At 71.9% G+C, this 16,551-nt stretch carries 14 protein-coding genes; 5 read left to right on the top strand and 9 right to left on the bottom strand.

What is annotated here, in order from left to right; all coding sequences use genetic code 11:
- Positions 1–36: 36 nt before the first annotated feature.
- Entirely contained in the window at positions 37–1,464 is a 1,428-nt protein-coding gene (locus tag ABZ898_RS23030; protein WP_361661932.1) for a hypothetical protein, read from the bottom strand.
- A 264-nt stretch (positions 1,465–1,728) separates the two neighbouring features.
- Here ABZ898_RS23030 and ABZ898_RS23025 point away from each other — a divergent pair, with 264 nt between their 5' ends.
- Both ABZ898_RS23025 and dapA read left to right on the top strand, forming a co-directional pair.
- Positions 1,729–3,552, top strand: a complete 1,824-nt coding sequence (locus tag ABZ898_RS23025) for an endonuclease/exonuclease/phosphatase family protein (RefSeq protein ID WP_361661929.1) — start codon at positions 1,729–1,731, stop codon at positions 3,550–3,552.
- 76 nt (positions 3,553–3,628) lie between these two features.
- Positions 3,629–4,564, top strand: coding sequence for a 4-hydroxy-tetrahydrodipicolinate synthase (gene dapA, locus ABZ898_RS23020; RefSeq protein WP_361661926.1), 936 nt, complete (start codon positions 3,629–3,631; stop codon positions 4,562–4,564).
- A gap of 7 nt (positions 4,565–4,571) precedes the next feature.
- Here the strand turns inward: dapA and ABZ898_RS23015 are convergent, their stop codons facing one another.
- The 7 genes from ABZ898_RS23015 to ABZ898_RS22985 form a co-directional block, all read right to left on the bottom strand.
- Positions 4,572–5,750, bottom strand: coding sequence for a TerD family protein (locus ABZ898_RS23015; RefSeq protein WP_361662011.1), 1,179 nt, complete (start codon positions 5,748–5,750; stop codon positions 4,572–4,574).
- A gap of 96 nt (positions 5,751–5,846) precedes the next feature.
- Positions 5,847–6,836: a zinc-dependent alcohol dehydrogenase family protein gene (locus ABZ898_RS23010; protein WP_361661923.1), complete on the bottom strand. Its 990-nt coding sequence runs from the start codon at positions 6,834–6,836 to the stop codon at positions 5,847–5,849.
- Complete coding sequence (locus tag ABZ898_RS23005) at positions 6,833–7,699, bottom strand: carbohydrate ABC transporter permease (RefSeq protein ID WP_361661920.1); 867 nt, start codon at positions 7,697–7,699, stop codon at positions 6,833–6,835. The genes ABZ898_RS23010 and ABZ898_RS23005 overlap by 4 nt, the downstream gene beginning before the upstream one ends.
- Positions 7,696–8,631 (bottom strand): sugar ABC transporter permease, encoded by a 936-nt coding sequence (locus tag ABZ898_RS23000; protein WP_361661918.1) that lies wholly within the window; start codon positions 8,629–8,631, stop codon positions 7,696–7,698. The genes ABZ898_RS23005 and ABZ898_RS23000 overlap by 4 nt, the downstream gene beginning before the upstream one ends.
- Positions 8,628–9,998: a sugar ABC transporter substrate-binding protein gene (locus ABZ898_RS22995; RefSeq protein WP_361661915.1), complete on the bottom strand. Its 1,371-nt coding sequence runs from the start codon at positions 9,996–9,998 to the stop codon at positions 8,628–8,630. Before ABZ898_RS22995 ends, ABZ898_RS23000 begins: the two co-directional genes overlap by 4 nt.
- 98 nt (positions 9,999–10,096) lie before the next feature.
- Positions 10,097–10,867 (bottom strand): DeoR/GlpR family DNA-binding transcription regulator, encoded by a 771-nt coding sequence (locus tag ABZ898_RS22990; protein ID WP_361661912.1) that lies wholly within the window; start codon positions 10,865–10,867, stop codon positions 10,097–10,099.
- Positions 10,868–11,155: 288 nt separating this feature from the next.
- Complete coding sequence (locus ABZ898_RS22985; RefSeq protein ID WP_361661909.1) at positions 11,156–11,965, bottom strand: NAD(P)-dependent oxidoreductase; 810 nt, start codon at positions 11,963–11,965, stop codon at positions 11,156–11,158.
- Positions 11,966–12,206: 241 nt separating this feature from the next.
- Here ABZ898_RS22985 and ABZ898_RS22980 point away from each other — a divergent pair, with 241 nt between their 5' ends.
- The 3 genes from ABZ898_RS22980 to ABZ898_RS22970 all read left to right on the top strand — a co-directional run bounded on the left by ABZ898_RS22980 (position 12,207) and on the right by ABZ898_RS22970 (position 14,970).
- On the top strand, positions 12,207–13,367 hold the full coding sequence (locus tag ABZ898_RS22980) for a hypothetical protein (protein ID WP_361661906.1): 1,161 nt from the start codon (positions 12,207–12,209) through the stop codon (positions 13,365–13,367).
- An 83-nt stretch (positions 13,368–13,450) separates the two neighbouring features.
- Complete coding sequence (locus ABZ898_RS22975) at positions 13,451–14,056, top strand: TIGR03086 family metal-binding protein (RefSeq protein WP_361661903.1); 606 nt, start codon at positions 13,451–13,453, stop codon at positions 14,054–14,056.
- A 116-nt stretch (positions 14,057–14,172) separates the two neighbouring features.
- Positions 14,173–14,970, top strand: coding sequence for an HAD family acid phosphatase (locus ABZ898_RS22970; RefSeq protein WP_361661901.1), 798 nt, complete (start codon positions 14,173–14,175; stop codon positions 14,968–14,970).
- 25 nt (positions 14,971–14,995) lie between these two features.
- Here the strand turns inward: ABZ898_RS22970 and ABZ898_RS22965 are convergent, their stop codons facing one another.
- Positions 14,996–16,453 carry a penicillin-binding transpeptidase domain-containing protein gene (locus tag ABZ898_RS22965; RefSeq protein ID WP_361661898.1) on the bottom strand — a complete coding sequence of 486 codons (1,458 nt, stop codon included), beginning with the start codon at positions 16,451–16,453 and terminating at the stop codon, positions 14,996–14,998.
- Positions 16,454–16,551 lie beyond the last annotated feature (98 nt).

The raw sequence follows: 16,551 nt of genomic DNA, 5'->3' as shown, positions 1-16,551 counted from the left end.
CGCTGCCGTACACCGCGGCGGACCGGAGAGGAACCGTCAGTTCCCCTGCTGCTGCGACCGCGCCTTGAACGCGGCCTTCCGCGCCTCCTTGGCCACCCGCTTGTCCGGGTGCAGCCGCCCCATCGCCTCCAGCACGTCCGCCGTCGCCGGGTGCTCCACCCGCCAGGCCGCCGAGAAGAACCCGCTGTGCTGCTCGGCCAGCCCCTCCACCAGCGCCTGCAGCTCCTCGGAGTTGCCCTCCGCCTGGAGCTGCGCCGCGATCGTGTCGATGGTCAGCCAGAAGACCAGGTCCTGCGAGGGCGCGGGCACGTCCGGCGCGCCGCGCTCGCTCAGCCAGACCCGGGCGAGACCGCCCAGCTCGGGATCGTCCAGCACCTCCCGCAGCGCCGGCTCGGCCACCGGCCCCAGCAGGGACAGCGCCTGCTGGCAGCGCAGCCGCCGCAGCGGCGCCCCGCCGTCCGCGCCGCGCGCCGCGGCCAGCAGCTCGCGCGCGGCGGCCAGCGGCTCGCGGGTGCCGAGCCACTGCTCGGTCTCGGCACGCGCCGCGAACTCCCCGTAGGACGCGGTGCCGTCGAGCAGGGCGTCCGCGCCCTTGTCGGCCAGTTCGCCCACGGCCGGCGCCTCGAACCCGGCCTCCAGCAGCCGCGCCCGCAGCCCGTACAGCCCGAGCGGGGTCAGCCGGACCATGCCGTAGCGGGCGATGTCCTCCTCGTCGACCGGCTCGGACGGCTCCTCCTCGGTGCCGGCCATCAGCTCCTCGTCCACCGGCCGGTACTCCACCAGACCGATCGGCTCCAGCATCCGGAACTGGTCGTCCAGCCGCATCATGATGTCGGAGACCTGCTCCAGGACGTCGTTGCTGGGCTCGTCCAGGTCGTCGGGGACGATGGTGGAGGCGGCCAGCGCGGGCAGCGGCACCGGGCTGTCGCCGGGGCCGTCCTCACCGACCGTCAGCAGGTAGAGGTTGCCGAGGACGCCGTCGAGCAGTTCGGCCTCGCCCTCGGGGTCCCAGTCGAGTGACGAGAAATCGATCTCGCCGCCCTCCTCCAGAGCGGCGGCCAGCCCCTCCATGTCGGGCACCCCGGCGTCCGCGACGACCGTCTCCAGCGCGGCGAGCCAGAGCGTCAGCACGTCGTGCGGGGCGCCGGTCAGCAGGGCGAGGCCGGCGCCGGGGGCCACCGTGCCCGCCTCCTCGTCGGTGATCTCGACCAGGCCGGTGTCCACCGCGACCCGCCACGCCTCGGCGGCGTACGCCGCGGCGTCGTCCCCGGTCAGCCCGAGCAGCGCGGCCGCCTCCGGCACCTGTTCCTCGACCAGGCTCCCGCCGCCGTCGACGCGGGTCTCAGGCCCCGCCCAGCGGGCGAGACGGGCGGCGCGGGAGAGCAGCGGGGTGGACAGCGCGGCACGCGCCAGCTCCGCTTCGGGGCGCAGCCGTACGGGCGGCAGGGGGGAGCTGTCTGACATCGGCTGGTTCTCCTCGGACCGGGAAAGCACTCAACCCCTCAGCGTAGACGGCTTTGGCCGTGAGCCTCCCGGTTCCGGCCCCCGCCACCCCTCGTACGTGGCCGAAACCTTGACAACTCCGGTCGGCAGGCAGGAGATTGACGCGCGTAGAGGTGGGGGACAACTGTTCACTCGGCTCTATGCGTGTCACAGAGGGCGACGAGCCCCACACGCTGTTCCGCACTCCCGTCCCGGCGTTCCGTCATGTTCCCCGGAGGAATCCCCTTGCCGAGCAGGACTTCCGCGCGCCTCGCCGCGCTCACCGTCGCCGCCGTGTGCGGCGCCGCGTCCGCCGTCGTCGCCACCTCGCCCGCGCACGCCGACTCGGTGCGCGTCCACGACATCCAGGGCGCCACCCGCCTCTCGCCCTACGCGGGCAAGCAGGTCGCCGACGTGCCCGGTGTCGTCACCGCGGTCCGCGCCTACGGCTCCTCCAAGGGCTTCTGGCTCCAGGACCCGAACCCGGACGCCGACCCGGCCACCAGCGAGGGCGTCTTCGTCTTCACCAGCTCCACGCCCAAGGTCGCGGCCGGCGACGCGGTGACGGTGGGCGGCACCGTCTCGGAGTACGTGCCCGGCGGCACGGCCTCGGGCAACCAGTCGGTCACCGAGATCACCAAGCCGGCCGTCACCACCGTGTCCACCGGCAACGCGGTCCCGGCCCCGGTCGTGATCACCAAGCGTGCGGTGCCGGAACGATACGCCCCCGCGGGCGACCCGGCCGCGAACAACTCCATCAACGCCCTGCCGCTCGCTCCGGCGACCTACGCCCTCGACTACTACGAGTCGCTGGAGGGCATGAACGTCCAGGTCGGCGACGCCCGCGTGGTCACCGGCACCGACCCGTACAGCGAGCTGTGGGTCACCGTGAAGCCGAAGGAGCACCGCACCGAGCGGGGCGGCACCCTGTACGGCTCCTACGACGCGCAGAACACCGGCCGTCTCCAGATCCAGTCCCTCGGCGCGACGGCGGACTTCCCGCAGGCGAACGTCGGCGACACCCTCGCCGGTGCCACCACCGGCCCGCTGGACTTCAACCAGTTCGGCGGCTACACCCTGGTGGCGAGCACCCTCGGCACGCTGGAGAGCGGGGGCCTGGAGCGGGAGACGACGCGCGCGCAGGCGCGGGGCGAGCTGGCGGTGGCGACGTACAACGTCGAGAACCTCGACCCGTCCGACGCCACCTTCGAGGCGCACGCGTCCGCGATCGTGAACAACCTGCGCTCGCCCGACATCGTGTCCCTGGAGGAGATCCAGGACGACAACGGCGCCAAGGACGACGGCACGGTGAGCGCGGGCGCGACGGTCGGCAAGCTGATCGACGCGATCGTCGCGGCGGGCGGTCCCCGCTACGACTGGCGCTCCATCGACCCGGTCGACAAGCAGGACGGCGGCGAGCCCGGCGGCAACATCCGCCAGGTGTTCCTGTTCAACCCCGAGCGGGTGTCCTTCACCGACCGCGCCGGCGGCGACGCCACCACGGCGGTCGGGGTCGCCAAGGAGCGGGGCAAGGCCCGCCTCACGGTGTCGCCCGGCCGGATCGACCCGGCGAACGCGGCCTGGGCCAACAGCCGCAAGCCGCTGGCCGGCGAGTTCGTCTTCCGGGGCCGGACGGTGTTCGTGATCGCCAACCACCTCAACTCCAAGGGCGGTGACCAGCCGCTGACCGGGCAGTACCAGCCGGTGGTCCGCAGCTCCGAGACGCAGCGGCACGCGCAGGCGACGGAGGTGAACACCTTCGTGAAGTCCCTGCTGAGCGCACAGAAGGACGCGGACGTCATCGCGCTCGGGGACATGAACGACTTCGAGTTCTCCGACACCGCGAAGATCCTGGAGGGTGACGGGGAGCTGTGGTCGGCGATCAAGTCGCTGCCGCGCAAGGAGCGTTACACCTACGACTACCAGGGCAACGCGCAGGTGCTCGACCAGATCCTGATCAGCAAGGCGATCCGGCGGGGCTCGTTCACGTACGACAGCGTGCACATCAACTCGGAGTTCCACGACCAGATCAGCGACCACGACCCGCAGGTGCTGCGCTTCCGCCCCTGATCCTTCAGGTCTGCTTACGTACATCTCGTAGCAGATTTAAGTGGAGCTTCACGGTCGGGGTGTCGAGACTACGACCATGAGGCAACGGAACGCACCCTTCGGCCGCACGCTCTGCGCGATGGTCACCCCGTTCACGTCGGCCGGCACGCTCGACGTGGACGGGGCGGCCCGCCTGGCCACCCGTCTCGTCGCCGGTGGCTGCGACGGGCTGGTCCTGAACGGCACCACGGGCGAGTCGCCCACCACGACGGACGCGGAGAAGCGGGAGCTGATCGCCGCGGTCCGCTCCGCGGTGGGCGACGGCGTCCCGCTCGTCGCGGGCGTCGGCACGGCGGACACCCGGCACACCGTCGAGCTGACCCTCGCGGCGGAGAAGGCGGGCGCGGACGCGGCGCTGGTCATCGCGCCCTACTACAGCCGCCCCCAGCAGGCCGCGGTGGAGGCCCACTTCCGCACGGTGGCGGACGCGGCGGGCATCCCCCTGATGCTCTACGACATCCCCGGCCGCACGGGCACCCGCATCACCCCGGAGACGATGATCCGCCTCGCGGATCACCCGCGCGTCGTGGCCGTGAAGGACTGCTCCTACGACTTCCTGGGCACCCAGAAGGTCCTCGCGGCGACGGACCTGGCCTACTACGCGGGCTGCGACGAACACATCCTCGCGCTCTACGCGATCGGCGCGGCGGGCTGCGTCAGCACGATCGCCAACGCGGTGCCGGAGCAGGTGGCGGCAGTCCTGACGGCCTTCGACGCGGGCGACACCGCCCTGGCCGCCGAACTCCAGTCCCGCCTGATCCCGTTGACCGAGGCGATGATGGCCTCGGACCTCCCGGGCACCACGACCACCAAGGCCCTCCTCAACACCCTGACCCTCCCAGCGGGCCCGGTCCGCCCCCCACTCCTCGCAGCGGACGACCGGACGACGACCGAATTGCTGGCCCGCTACGACGCCCTGGTCCGGATGCGGCCGAGCCCTTGCGACGGGCCCGGCCGGGCGTCCGGGATCTGAACCCCGGTCAGAGGGCCTGGCCCCCCGGCTTCACCATGTTCCGTACCGTGCGGGCCTTCACGAAGTCGCCGAGGGCGGTCATGTCCCACTCGCCGGAGTACTGGCGGATCAGTTTCGCCATCAGGACCCCCGTCTGCGGCTCCGCCGAGGTCAGGTCGAAGCGGGCCAGTTCTTCGCCGGTGGTGGGGTCGATCAGGCGGCAGTAGGCCTTGGCGACCTCGGTGAACTTCTGGCCGGAGAAGGAGTTGACGGTGAAGACGAGGCCGGTGACCTCCGGGGGGATGCGGCCGAGGTCGACCGTGATGACCTCGTCGTCCCCGCCGCCCTCGCCCGTGAGGTTGTCGCCGGAGTGCTTGATCGCGCCGCCGAGGATGGACAGCTTGCCGAAGTAGCAGCTGTCGACGGCGTTGCGCTGGGGGCCGTAGGCGATGACGGAGGCGTCGAGGTCGATGTCCTTGCCGCGGTAGGCGGGCTCCCAGCCCAGGCCCATCTGGACGCGGGAGAGGAGGGGCGCGCCGCCCTTGACCAGGGACACGGTCTGGTTCTTCTGGAGGTTGACCCGGCCCTTGTCCAGGTTGATCTTGCCCGCGCCCGGCGCGGGGGCCGGCGGCGCCTGCGGAGCGGCCTGGGGGGCGGACTGGGGTGCGGCCGGGGGAGTCTGCGGCATCGGGGGCGCGGACACCGGCTGGGCCGGTTCCTCCACCGTCACCCCGAAGTCCGTGGCGATGCCCGCCAGGCCGTTCGCGTACCCCTGGCCGACCGCGCGGGCCTTCCACTGGCCGTTGCGCCGGTAGATCTCCACGACCACCAGGGCCGTCTCGGCGCCGAGGCCGGGCGGGGTGAAGGAGGCCACGACCGAGCCGCCGTCCGCGTCGCGGATCGTGGCCGTCGGCTCGATGCCCTGAAAGGTCTGGCCCGCCGCGTCCGGGCTCGCGGTGACGACGATCTTCTCGATGTCCGGCGGCACCGCGCCGGTGTCGACCGTGATCGAGTCCGGCGCGGACCCGCCGCCCGAGCGGTAGGTCACGCCGGGCCCGGCCGGCTGGTTGTAGAAGATGAAGTCGTCGTCGGAGCGCACCTTGCCGTCGGCGGTGAGCAGCAGGCCCGACACGTCCAGCCGCACCGGTGCGGCCACGTCCACCGTCACACGGGCGGCGGGGAGCGGGACGTTGGAGCCAGGGGTCATAGCGGTCATGCCGGGTGAACGAACGACGTCACTTTGCCGTTCCCTTACCCGGCGCCGAGACCCCCGTTCGGGTCACGGCGCCGGACGGGGCGCAGGTCAGGGAGTCACCACGATCTTGCGGCCGACGCCGGCGGCGAACTGCTCCAGCGCCTCGGGGTAACGGTCCAGCGGGAGCCGGTCGCTGATGAACACGTCCGGGTTCAGCACCCCGTTCGCGAACAGCTCCGCCGCCCGCTCGTAGCTGTGCAGCACCGCCATCGACCCGGTGATGGTGATCTCCTGGTTGTAGATGCGGTACGGGTCGATCGTCACCCGCGTCGCGTAGTCGGCCACGCCGAACTGGAGGTACGTGCCGGCCTTGGCCACCCGGCCCAGGCCGTCCTGGATCGCCGCCGCGTTGCCGGTCGCGTCGATCACGACCTCCCAGCCCTGCGGCCGGTCCAGCTCGTCCGCGTTCGCCGCCGAGCCCGAGACGCCCAGCAGCTTGGCCGTCTCCAGCCGGGACGGGTTGATGTCGACCACGTCCACGCTCGCCGCGCCCGTGCGCTTGGCCAGCTCCAGCATCATCAGGCCCATGGTGCCCGAGCCGTAGATCAGGACGTGCGCGCCGAGGCGGGAGTTGAGGATGTCGTAGCCCCGCACCGCGCAGGACAGCGGCTCGATGAGGGCCGCGTCCTGCGGGCGGACGTGCTCGGGGAGCTTCACGCAGTTGGCCACGGGCGCCACCGCGTACTGGGCGGCGCCGCCGGGCGTGGTCACACCGATCGCGGCCCAGCGCTCGCACATGTTGTTGTGGCCGTCGCGGCAGAACCGGCACTCGTAGCAGTACAGCGAGGGGTCCACCGCGACCTGGTCGCCGACCGCGACCTCGGTGACCTGGCTGCCGATCCCGACGACCTGCCCGGCGAACTCGTGCCCCGGCACGATCGGCAGCTTGGGCGCGAACTCGCCCTGGAGGATGTGCAGATCGGTGCCGCAGATCCCGCACGCGGCGACCTCCACGACGACGTCGCGCGGACCCGGGGTCGGGTCGGGGACCTCGGTGACGACGGCGCGGCCCACGGACTCGATGACGGCGGCCTTCATTTCACGGCTCCAAGCGACAGGCCCTGGACCAGCTTGTCCTGGGCGGCGAACCCCGCGGCGAGCACCGGCAGGGAGACGACGAGCGAGGCGGCGCACACCTTGGCCAGGAACAGGCCCTGGCTGGTGATGAAGCCGGTGAGGAACACGGGCGCGGTCTCCGCGACCACGCCGGTCAGGACACGGGCGAACAGCAGCTCGTTCCAGCTGAAGATGAAGCAGATCAGGGCCGTGGCCGCGATGCCGGGCAGCGCGATCGGCGCGACCACACGGGCCAGGATCACCGGCAGCGGCGCCCCGTCCACCCGCGCCGCCTCGATGACGGCGACCGGCACCTCGGCGAGGAAGGACTGCATCATCCACACCGCGATCGGCAGGTTCATGGAGGTGTAGAGGACGACCAGCAGCCAGATGTTGTCCAGCAGCCCGGCGTTCTTGGCGAACAGGTACAGGGGCAGCAGGCCCGCCACGGCCGGGAGCATCTTGGTGGACAGGAAGAAGAACAGGACGTCGGTCCACTTCCTCACCGGCCGGATGGACAGCGCGTACGCCGCCGGGAGCGCCAGCACCAGCACGAACAGGGTGGAGGCGAGCGAGGCGACCGTGGAGTTGATCAGCGCGGGCCAGGGGCTGGCGCCGCCGGCCGCGCCGAAGAACTCGCGGTAGCCGTCCAGGGTGAGCGGCGCGGCGAAGGACGGCGGGTTGGTCGCCGCGTCCGCCTCGGAGTGGAAGGACGTCAGCGCCATCCAGGCGATGGGCAGGAAGAACACGATGCCGGCCAGCCAGGCCACCAGGCCAAGGCTCTGCTTACCGGGCCCACTGCGCCCGCCTCGTCCGGTGCGCCGCGCTGCGGTGGTGGAACTCATCGGGACACCTCCTCGCGGAACAGGGACGACACCACGCGCAGGGCGAAGGTGGCGATGACGATGGAGCCGATGACGACGAGGACACCCGCCGCCGAGGCGAGGCCGTTCTCATGGGCCTGGTAGAAGCTCTGGTAGACGGTGTACGGCAGGTTCGCGGTGCCGAGGCCGCCGGAGGTGAGCGTGAACACCGCGTCGAAGTTCTGCACGATGTAGATGGAACCCAGCAGGGCGCCCAGTTCCAGGTAGCGGCGCAGGTGCGGGAGGGTGAGGTGGCGGAAGATCTGCCAGTCGCTCGCCCCGTCCACCCGGGCGGCCTCGATCTGCTGCTGGTCCCGGCTCTGCAGCCCGGCCAGCAGGATCAGCATCATGAACGGCGTCCACTGCCACACCAGCGAAGCCTCCACCGCGAGCAGCGGCGTGTGGGAGACCCAGTCCGGCTGTGGGCCGCCCACATAGTGCAGCAACCCATTGAGGAGACCGTACTCCGGGTTGTAGAGCACATGCTTCCAGAGCAGGGCGGCGGCCACCGGGACCACCAGGAACGGGGCGATCAGCAGGGTGCGGACCACACCCCGGCCCTTGAACCTCCGGTCCAGCAGCAGCGCCAGCGCGAGCCCGAGCACCAGGCTGGCGATCACCACGGAGGCGGTGAGCAGCACGGTCACCCACACCGAGTGGCGCAGGTCGGCGTCGGTGAGAACCTGCTGGTAGTTGTCGATCCCCGCGAAGTGCCGCGCCTTGGGGTAGAGCGCGTTCCAGTCGAAGAACGAGATCACCAGCGTCGCCACGAACGGCAACTGGGTCACCACGATCATGAAGACCAGGGCGGGCAGGAGCGGGGCACGGGTGGCCCAGGCCCGCAGCCGGGCCGGGGGCTGCGTGATGCGGGTCGCGGATTCGGCCGCCGGCGGGGCCGTCGTCGTCGCTGTCATCGTCCCTCGTACTCCTCGGAGATCTGCTCGGCGAGCTGCTGGGACTTGCGCAGGGCCGAGTCGACCGACTGGCGGCCGGCGATGGCCGCGCTGATCTGCTGGGACACCTTGGTGCCGAGGTCGGTGAACTCGGGGATGCCCACGAACTGGATGCCGGGCGCCGGGCGGGGCTGCACACCGGGGTCGGTGGGCCGGGCGCTCTCGATGGCCTCCTTGGTCATCTCCTGGAAGGAGGCGGCCTCCTTGCGGTACTCCGGGTTGGTGTACGTGGAGGCGCGCTTGCCCGCCGGGGCGTCGGCCCAGCCGCTGGTGTCGCCGACGAGCTGCTCGTACCCCTTGCTGGAGGCCCAGGAGACGAACTTCCACGCCTTGTCGGGGTTGCGGGAGGAGTGCTGGATGCCCCAGGCCCAGGTGTAGAGCCAGCCGGAGGACTTGGTCTTCTCCACCGGGGCGGGGGCGTAGCCGAGCTTGCCCTTGACCGGGGAGCCCTTGCCCTCCAGGAGTCCGGCCGCGGAGGTGGCGTCGTACCACATGGCGGTCTTGCCCTGGGTCATGTTGTTCAGGCACTCCGCGAAGCCGGACTGGGCCGCGCCGGACTCACCGTGCTCGCGGACGAGGTCCACGTAGAACGTGACGGCCTTCCGGAACTCGGGGGAGTCCAGCCGCGCCTTCCAGTCCTTGTCGAACCAGGTGCCGCCGAAGGTGTTCACCACCGTCGTCAGCGGGGCCATCACCTCGCCCCAGCCGGGCAGTCCGCGCAGGCAGATGCCCTTCATACCGGGCTTGGCGCCGTCCGCCTTCGCGGCGAGGTCGGCCACCTGCCGCCAGGTCGGGTGCGCGGGCATCTTCAGGCCCTTGGCCTCGAAGACGTCCTTGCGGTACATCAGGAAGGACGACTCGCCGTAGAAGGGCTGGCCGTAGAGCTTGCCGTCGTCGCCGGTCAGCGACTGGCGCATGGGCTTGAGCACATCCCGCTCGTCGTACGCGTGGTCCTTCGCCACATAGCCGTCCATGTCGCGCAGCCAGCCGTTGCGGGCGTAGATCGGGATCTCGTAGTTGGACAGCGTGGCGACGTCGTACTGGCCGGCCTGGTTGGCGAAGTCCTGGCTGATCTTGTCGCGGACGTCGTTCTCGGGCAGCACGGTGAAGTTGACCTTGATGCCCGTCTCCTTGGTGAAGTGGGCGCGGGTCAGCTTCTGCAACTCGGTCATCTGCGGGTTGTTGACCATCAGTACGTTGATGGAATCGCCGCCGGAACCGGTCCCGCCCGCGCCGGCCCAGCAGCCGGAGAGCAGCGGGGCGAGCAGCGTCCCTGCGGCGGCCATGGCGAACGTGGTTCGCGGCCTCCGTCGGCTCGGGGTGCGCATGGATCGCTCCTGGATATATGGGGACAAAGAGGGCATGACCCCGCGCACGGGTGCCCTCGGGGAGGGGGAAATGCGGAAATCTGTCGTGCGGGGGAGCGTCAGACCCTGATGACCTGCGGCCCCAGGAGGGAGTAGCGATGGGCCTCGGCCGCCGGGAGCTGGCTGCTGGTGACGATCGTGTCCACCGCGCCGACCTCGGCGAAGCGGCAGAAGCTGACCGCCCCGAACTTGGTGTGCACGCCCGCGAAGACGGTGCGCCGGGCGGCCCGGATGGCCTGTGCCTTGACCTCGCTGACGGCGGGGTCGGGCGTGGTCAGACCGTGTTCGCGGGAGATGCCGTTGGCCCCGAGGTAGGCGAGGTCCACCACGAAGCCGGCCAGCATCTTGGTCGTCCAGTGGTCGACCGTGGCGAGCGTGCCCGGCCGCACCCGGCCGCCCAGCAGCAGCACCGACACGTTCTCGGCCTCCGCCAGGGCGCCCGCGACGGGCAGCGAGGCGGTCACCACGGTCAGCGCCCGGCCGGTGGGCAGGGCCTCGGCGATGAGCTGGGGGGTGAAGCCCTCGTCGACGAAGACCGTCTCCGCGTCCCCGAGCAGTTCGGCCGCGGCGGCCGCGATCCTGCGCTTCTCGGGCACGTGGCTGGTGGCGCGGAAGGCGAGCGTGGTCTCGAAGGAGGCGCTCTCCACCGGGTAGGCGCCGCCGTGGGTGCGGCGGACCAGCCCGTGGTCCTCCAGGGCACGGAGATCGCGCCGGATGGTCTCCTTGGCCACGCCCAGCTCGTCGGCGAGCGCGGTGACGTCGACGGAACCGGTGGCCCGCGCCGCGCGCACGATCTCGCGTTGGCGCTCCTCGGCCGTCCTGGTGTTCATGTCGTCACCCGCTCTCGTCATCGAGATGCCCGCTGGGATGCCCGTTCGGGCCCTGGGGGAAGTTCTACAGCGGACGCGCGGCGCTGACCAGGTCTGTTCCGGGCCCGATCCTGCCCGTGTGTGCCCGATCACATCCCGTCGGGCCCGCCTCGGACCTGCGCGGCAGCGGGGCCCGGGGTGGAAGCGGGCGGCACGGCTGCCCGAACACGACCGCGGGCGGGCCCGTTTGGTGCCCGCCCGCGATCGTTTTCGGCCGTGGAGCCGCCGCGAGGCGGTCCGGCGGCCTGATCAGTACGGCCAGATCGGCGGGTCGGTCAGGAAGTGGCCGCCCAGACGGTCGTGGGCCGGGTTCGCGGGGTCCAGCCCGCCCTGCTCGGCGAGGAGCTTTCGGGCGTACGGCTCGGAGTCGTCCTCGGGGGTGTAGCCCAGGGCCCGGGCCGAGCCGAGGTCCCACCACAGGCGGGTGTTGGCGGAGGAGCCGTACACCACGGTGTGGCCGACGTCCTCGGCGGTCAGGGCCGCGTGGAAGAGGCGGGCGGCGTCGGCGGGGCTCAGCCAGATCGACAGCATCCGCACACTGGTCGGCTCCGGGAAGCAGGAGCCGATGCGCACGGAGACGGTCTCGATGCCGTGGCGGTCCCAGTAGAGCTGGGCCAGGTCCTCGCCGAAGCACTTGGACAGGCCGTAGAAGGTGTCGGGGCGGTGCGGGGTCTCGACCGGTATGCGGGGGTCCTCCGGCGCCGGGACGGGGGCGACGCCCACCGCGTGGTTGGAGGAGGCGAAGACCACGCGGCGCACGCCCTCCAGCCGGGCGGCCTCGTAGAGGTGGTACACGCCCTCGATGTTGGCCTTGAGGATCTTCTCGAACGGGGCCTCCAGCGAGATGCCGGCCAGGTGCAGCACCGCGTCCGTGCCGCGCACCGCCGCGCGCAGGGCGTCCAGGTCGGCGAGGTCGGCGGTGACGGCGTCCGGGGCGTCCGGGACGGGGCGGGCGTCGAGGAGGCGTAGGTCGTAGCCGTGGTGCGGGAGCAAGGAGCGCATCAGGGTGCCCAGGCCGCCTGCGGCGCCGGTGAGCAGGAGGGTGCGGGGGGCGGGCATCTCGGGTCTCCTCGGGTGGTCCGGCCGGGGGCGCGTTCACATGCTTGGGCGTTCACATGCTTGGTGAAGGTAGAGAGGGGGTCCGGATGGGTCAAGTGGCTTGTGGAACGCGGTCAATCGGCTGGTGAAAAGGGAATGCACGTGACCTTGACCGCTCCGGCGGAGACTCGTAGCGTTCACGCACGCGGACGCCGGTCAGCCTGCTGCCCAGTGGTGCGGTCGGGCCGCCGGAGGAGGAACAGTGCGGGCGTCGGCGTTCGTCTACCCCTGGGACGTCAACGGCGACCCCGGGGCACCCGGCCGGATCGCCTCGCTGGGGGTGGAACAGGTGACCCTGGCCGCCGCCTACCACTCCACCCGCGCGCTCACCCCGCGCCACCCGCGCCACCGGATCGTCACCGCCGAGTACGCGGCCGTGCTGTACCCGCCCGGCGAGCGATGGGCCCACCGCGAGCTCTGGCCCCACCCGGCCGGCGACTGGGCCCCGGGCGATGCCTTCGGCGAGGCGGCGTCGGCGCTCCTCGCGGCCGGGGTCGAGGTGCACAGCTGGGTCGTCCTGGCGCACAACTCCCGCCTGGGCGCCGACCATCCGGGCACCTCCGTGGTCAACGCCTACGGCGACCGCTACCCCTGGGCCCCCTGCGTCGCCCAGCCCGCCACCCGCGCCTACCTGACCGCCCTCGCCGCCGAGGCGGCCGTACGCCCCGGCGCGACCGGCACCGAACTGGAGTCCCTCGGCTGGTACGGCCTCCAGCACCTGCACGCCCACGACAAGACGGGCGGGGTCGCGCTGGGGGAGGCCGGGCAGTACCTGATGTCCCTCTGCTTCTGCCCTGCCTGCCGGGCGGGGTACGGCGAACAGGGGCTGGACGCCGACGAGTTGGCCATGGCCGTACGGGCCGCGCTGGAGCCGGTGTGGCGGGGTGCGGCCGACGGCGGCTGGTGCGACGTGGAGCGCGTGCTCGGCGCGAAGAGCGCCGCGGCGGCGCTCGCGTGGCGCGAGTCGGTGGCCCGCGGTCTCCAGGAAGAGGCGGTCGCGGCGGTCCGCGCGGCCGCGCCCGAGGGCTTCCAGGTCCTCCTGCACGCGGACCCCGTCTCCCACCACTGCGGCGCCAACGCCGGAGTGGACCCGGCCCACATACTCGCCGCCGCGGACGGTGTGGTCGTCCCCTGTGTGGACGGCACACACCGCCTGGCACCCTTCGCCCGGCACGCCCACACGGACACGGTGATCGCGGCCAACCTCACGGTCGTCTCGGGGCTGGGCGGCCGCCCGGAACGCCTCGCGGCGGACGCCGCCCGCGCACGCGCCGAGGGGGCGAACGAGCTGCGGCTCTACCACGCCGGGCTGGCCTCTGACGCGGACCTGGCGGCGGTGCGGGAGGGGCTCGCCGGGCTGTGAGCGGGTCCGGGCACCGATGAGTTCCGCGCGCCGGGGCGGTCACCCCTCGCGTACCCCAGGCGCGCACCCGCGAGGAGCCCGACATGACCGACCCGACCCTGGATCTCGGCCCGCAGGCCCGGATCGTGGCCCGGCTCGCCGAGGCGGTGACCGACGAGCGGCTCATGGCGCCGACGCCCTGCCCGGACCTTCCGGTACGGAACCTGCTGGGCCACCTGCTGCACCTGTCCGTCGCCTTCCGGGACGCCGCCCGCAGGGATCTCGGCGCCACCACCGACACCGACCCGACCGCCACGGTCCCCGACATCGGCCCCGGCTGGCGCGCCGAGCTGCCCGAGGCGCTCGACGAACTGGCCGAAGCCTGGCGCGACCCGGCCGCCTGGACGGGACGGACCCGCGCCGGAGGCGTCGACCTCCCCGGCGCGATCGCCGGCGCCGTCGCCGCCGACGAACTGGTCGTCCACGGCTGGGACCTGGCCCGCGCCCTCGACCTGCCCTACACCCCCGACCCGGCCGCCCTCGCCTCGGCCCACGGCTTCCTCCTGGCCGCCGCCGGGGAATCCGGCGGGGACGGCGGCATCTTCGGCCCGGTGGTCCCGGTCCCGCCCGAGGCCCCCTTGCTGGACCGAGCGGTGGGCCTCAGCGGCCGCGACCCGCGGTGGCGGGCCCAGGGAGCCGCCGCTTCCTGACCCGGAGGCGTCCTCAGGCACCCCGGCGGGCTCCGGTCCGCCCGGCAGGGCACTGGCTTGATCTCGATCGTGCAACGTCCGTCGCGCGGGCGCGATGACGCGCGTAGAAACCTGTCATGCATAAATCACTGCGGATCGCGGCGGCCACCGCCGCCTGTGCCCTCGCCGGTGGCGCCCTGTACGGCGCCGGTGTGGCCACCGCCGGGCAGTCGACGGCGAACTCCACCCACGAGCCGTACAACATCGGGCTCCTGGTGAAGGACATCGACACCTACTACGGCACCACCGCCGACAGCTCGGGCAAGTACCAGGCGTCGCCGTCCAGCCCGTACGCCAAGGACCTGGCCCGGATCGACGCCGACGCCAAGCGGTACATCGACAAGGCCGCCCGCAAGGCGCACCACCGGGGCGAGAAGCCGGCCGTCGTCTTCGACATCGACGACACCCTGCTGCTCAGCCTGGACTACGAGAAGCGCTACAACTACACCTACGACAGCGCGACGTGGAACGACTACGTCAACCGCGCCGACCGTCCCGAGGTGTTCGGCAGCCCCGAGCTGGTGCGGTACGCCACCTCCAAGGGCGTGGCGGTGTTCTACAACTCCGGGCTCAGCGAGGCCCAGCGCCCCGGCGCGGTGGAGAACCTGAAGAAGGTCGGCGCCGACGTCAACCTCGACCCCGGCCACATGTTCCTCAAGGACAAGGCCAACCCGCCCGCCTACCTGGCCTCCTGCGCCACGCCGGGCGCCTGGACCTGCACCACGGTCCAGTACAAGTCGGGCACCCGCAAGCACATCGAGCAGGACCTCGGGTACGAGGTCATCGCCAACTTCGGCGACCAGTACTCCGACCTGGACGGCGGCTACGCCGACCGCACCTACAAGCTGCCCAACCCGACGTACTTCGTCTCCTGACGCGTCCGTCGCACCCCGGCGGCGCTCAGCTGCGCTCGAGCGCCGCCGCCATCATCGCCCGGGCCACCGGTGCCGCGAGGCCGTTGCCGCTGACCTCGGAGCGGGCCGCGCCGGACTGCTCGACCATCACCGCCACGGCCACCTCCTTCCCCGTGCTGTCCGACTTGCCGTACGCGGTGAACCAGGCGTACGGCGTGGCGCTGTTGTTCGGGCCGTGCTGGGCGGTGCCGGTCTTGCCGCCGACCGTCACCCCGTCGATGAGGGCGTTGCGGCCGGTGCCGTCCTTGACCACCGTCTGCATCGCCGACTGGAGCTGCTCGGCGGTACGGGTGCTGACGATCCGCTCGGCGCCGGCGTCCCCGAAGTCCTGCAGCACATCGCCGTCGCCACTGGTGAGCTGCGAGACCATGTGCGGCGCGACCAGCTCACCGCCGTTCGCTATGGCCGAGGACACCATGGCCATCTGGAGCGGGGTGGCCGTGACGTCGTACTGCCCGATGCCCGACAGCGCGGTCAGCGCCTTGTCCATGCCGGAGGGGTACACGCTCTGGTAGGCCCGCACCGGGACGTCCAGCTTGTCGTCGTCGAAGCCGAACTTCTCGGCCATCGCCCGCACCTTGTCCTGGCCGAGGTCGACGGCCAGCTTTCCGAAGACGTTGTTGCAGGAGTACTGCAGCGCCACCCGGATCGAGGCGTCGGCGCAGGGGGCCGCGGTGTTCTCGTTCGGCAGCTCGCGGGTGGTGCCCGGCGGGGTGTACGGGACCGGGCTGTCGGTGCGCTGGTCCACGTCCGCGTACAGCCCGTCCTCCAGTGCGGCGGCCGCCACGACCTGCTTGAACGTCGATCCCGGCGGGAGCGGCTGGCGCATCGCGCGGTTGACCAGCGGCTTGTCCTTGTCCGTGGTGAGCCGCTGCCATGCCTTGCCCGCCGTGTTCGCGGCGGTCAGAGTCGAGGGGTCGTACGACGGCGTCGAGACCATGGCGAGGATCTTGCCGGTCTTCGGGTCGATCGCCACGGCGCCGCCGGTGTTGCCGCCCAGCGCCTTGTACCCGGCGCGCTGCACGGCCGGGTCGATCGTGGTGATCACGTCGCCCGGATCGGCCCGCCGCCCGGTGACGGTGTCCATCGCGGTCCGCAGCCGGGTGTCCGTCCCGTTCAGCAGGTCGCCGTAGACCCCTTCGAGCTGGGTCGGGGCGTACGCCTGGGAGGCGTAGCCCGTCACCGCCGCGTAGAGCGGGCCGTCGGTGTACGTGCGCTTGAACGCGAGGTCGCTCCCGGTGGTGCGGGCGGACCCGGTGACCGGCTTCCCGGCCACGACGATGTCGCCGAGCGGGCGGGAGTAGGTGCCGATGGCGTTCCGGCGGTTGTCGTTGTCGTCCGCGAGGGCCTGGCCTTCGTAGAACTGCACCCAGGTCGCCCGGAGCAGCAGGGCGAGCACGAGCAGCAGCGAGAAGACGGCGGCGCGCCTGATCGTCTTGTTCATGGCGCAGGGGAAGACGACCGGCAGGACCGGTTCCGTTCCCGATCGGACCGCCTTCTCATCACAACTTCAGATTTTCGGTGCCGATGGTGTGTGTGAGG

Origin of the sequence: Streptomyces sp. NPDC046860, from assembly GCF_040645115.1 — a bacterium.
In the GTDB taxonomy this organism is placed as follows: Bacteria; Actinomycetota; Actinomycetes; order Streptomycetales; family Streptomycetaceae; genus Streptomyces.
The sequence above is the reverse complement of the archived record's forward strand: the minus strand, read 5'-3'. Positions and strand labels throughout refer to the sequence as shown.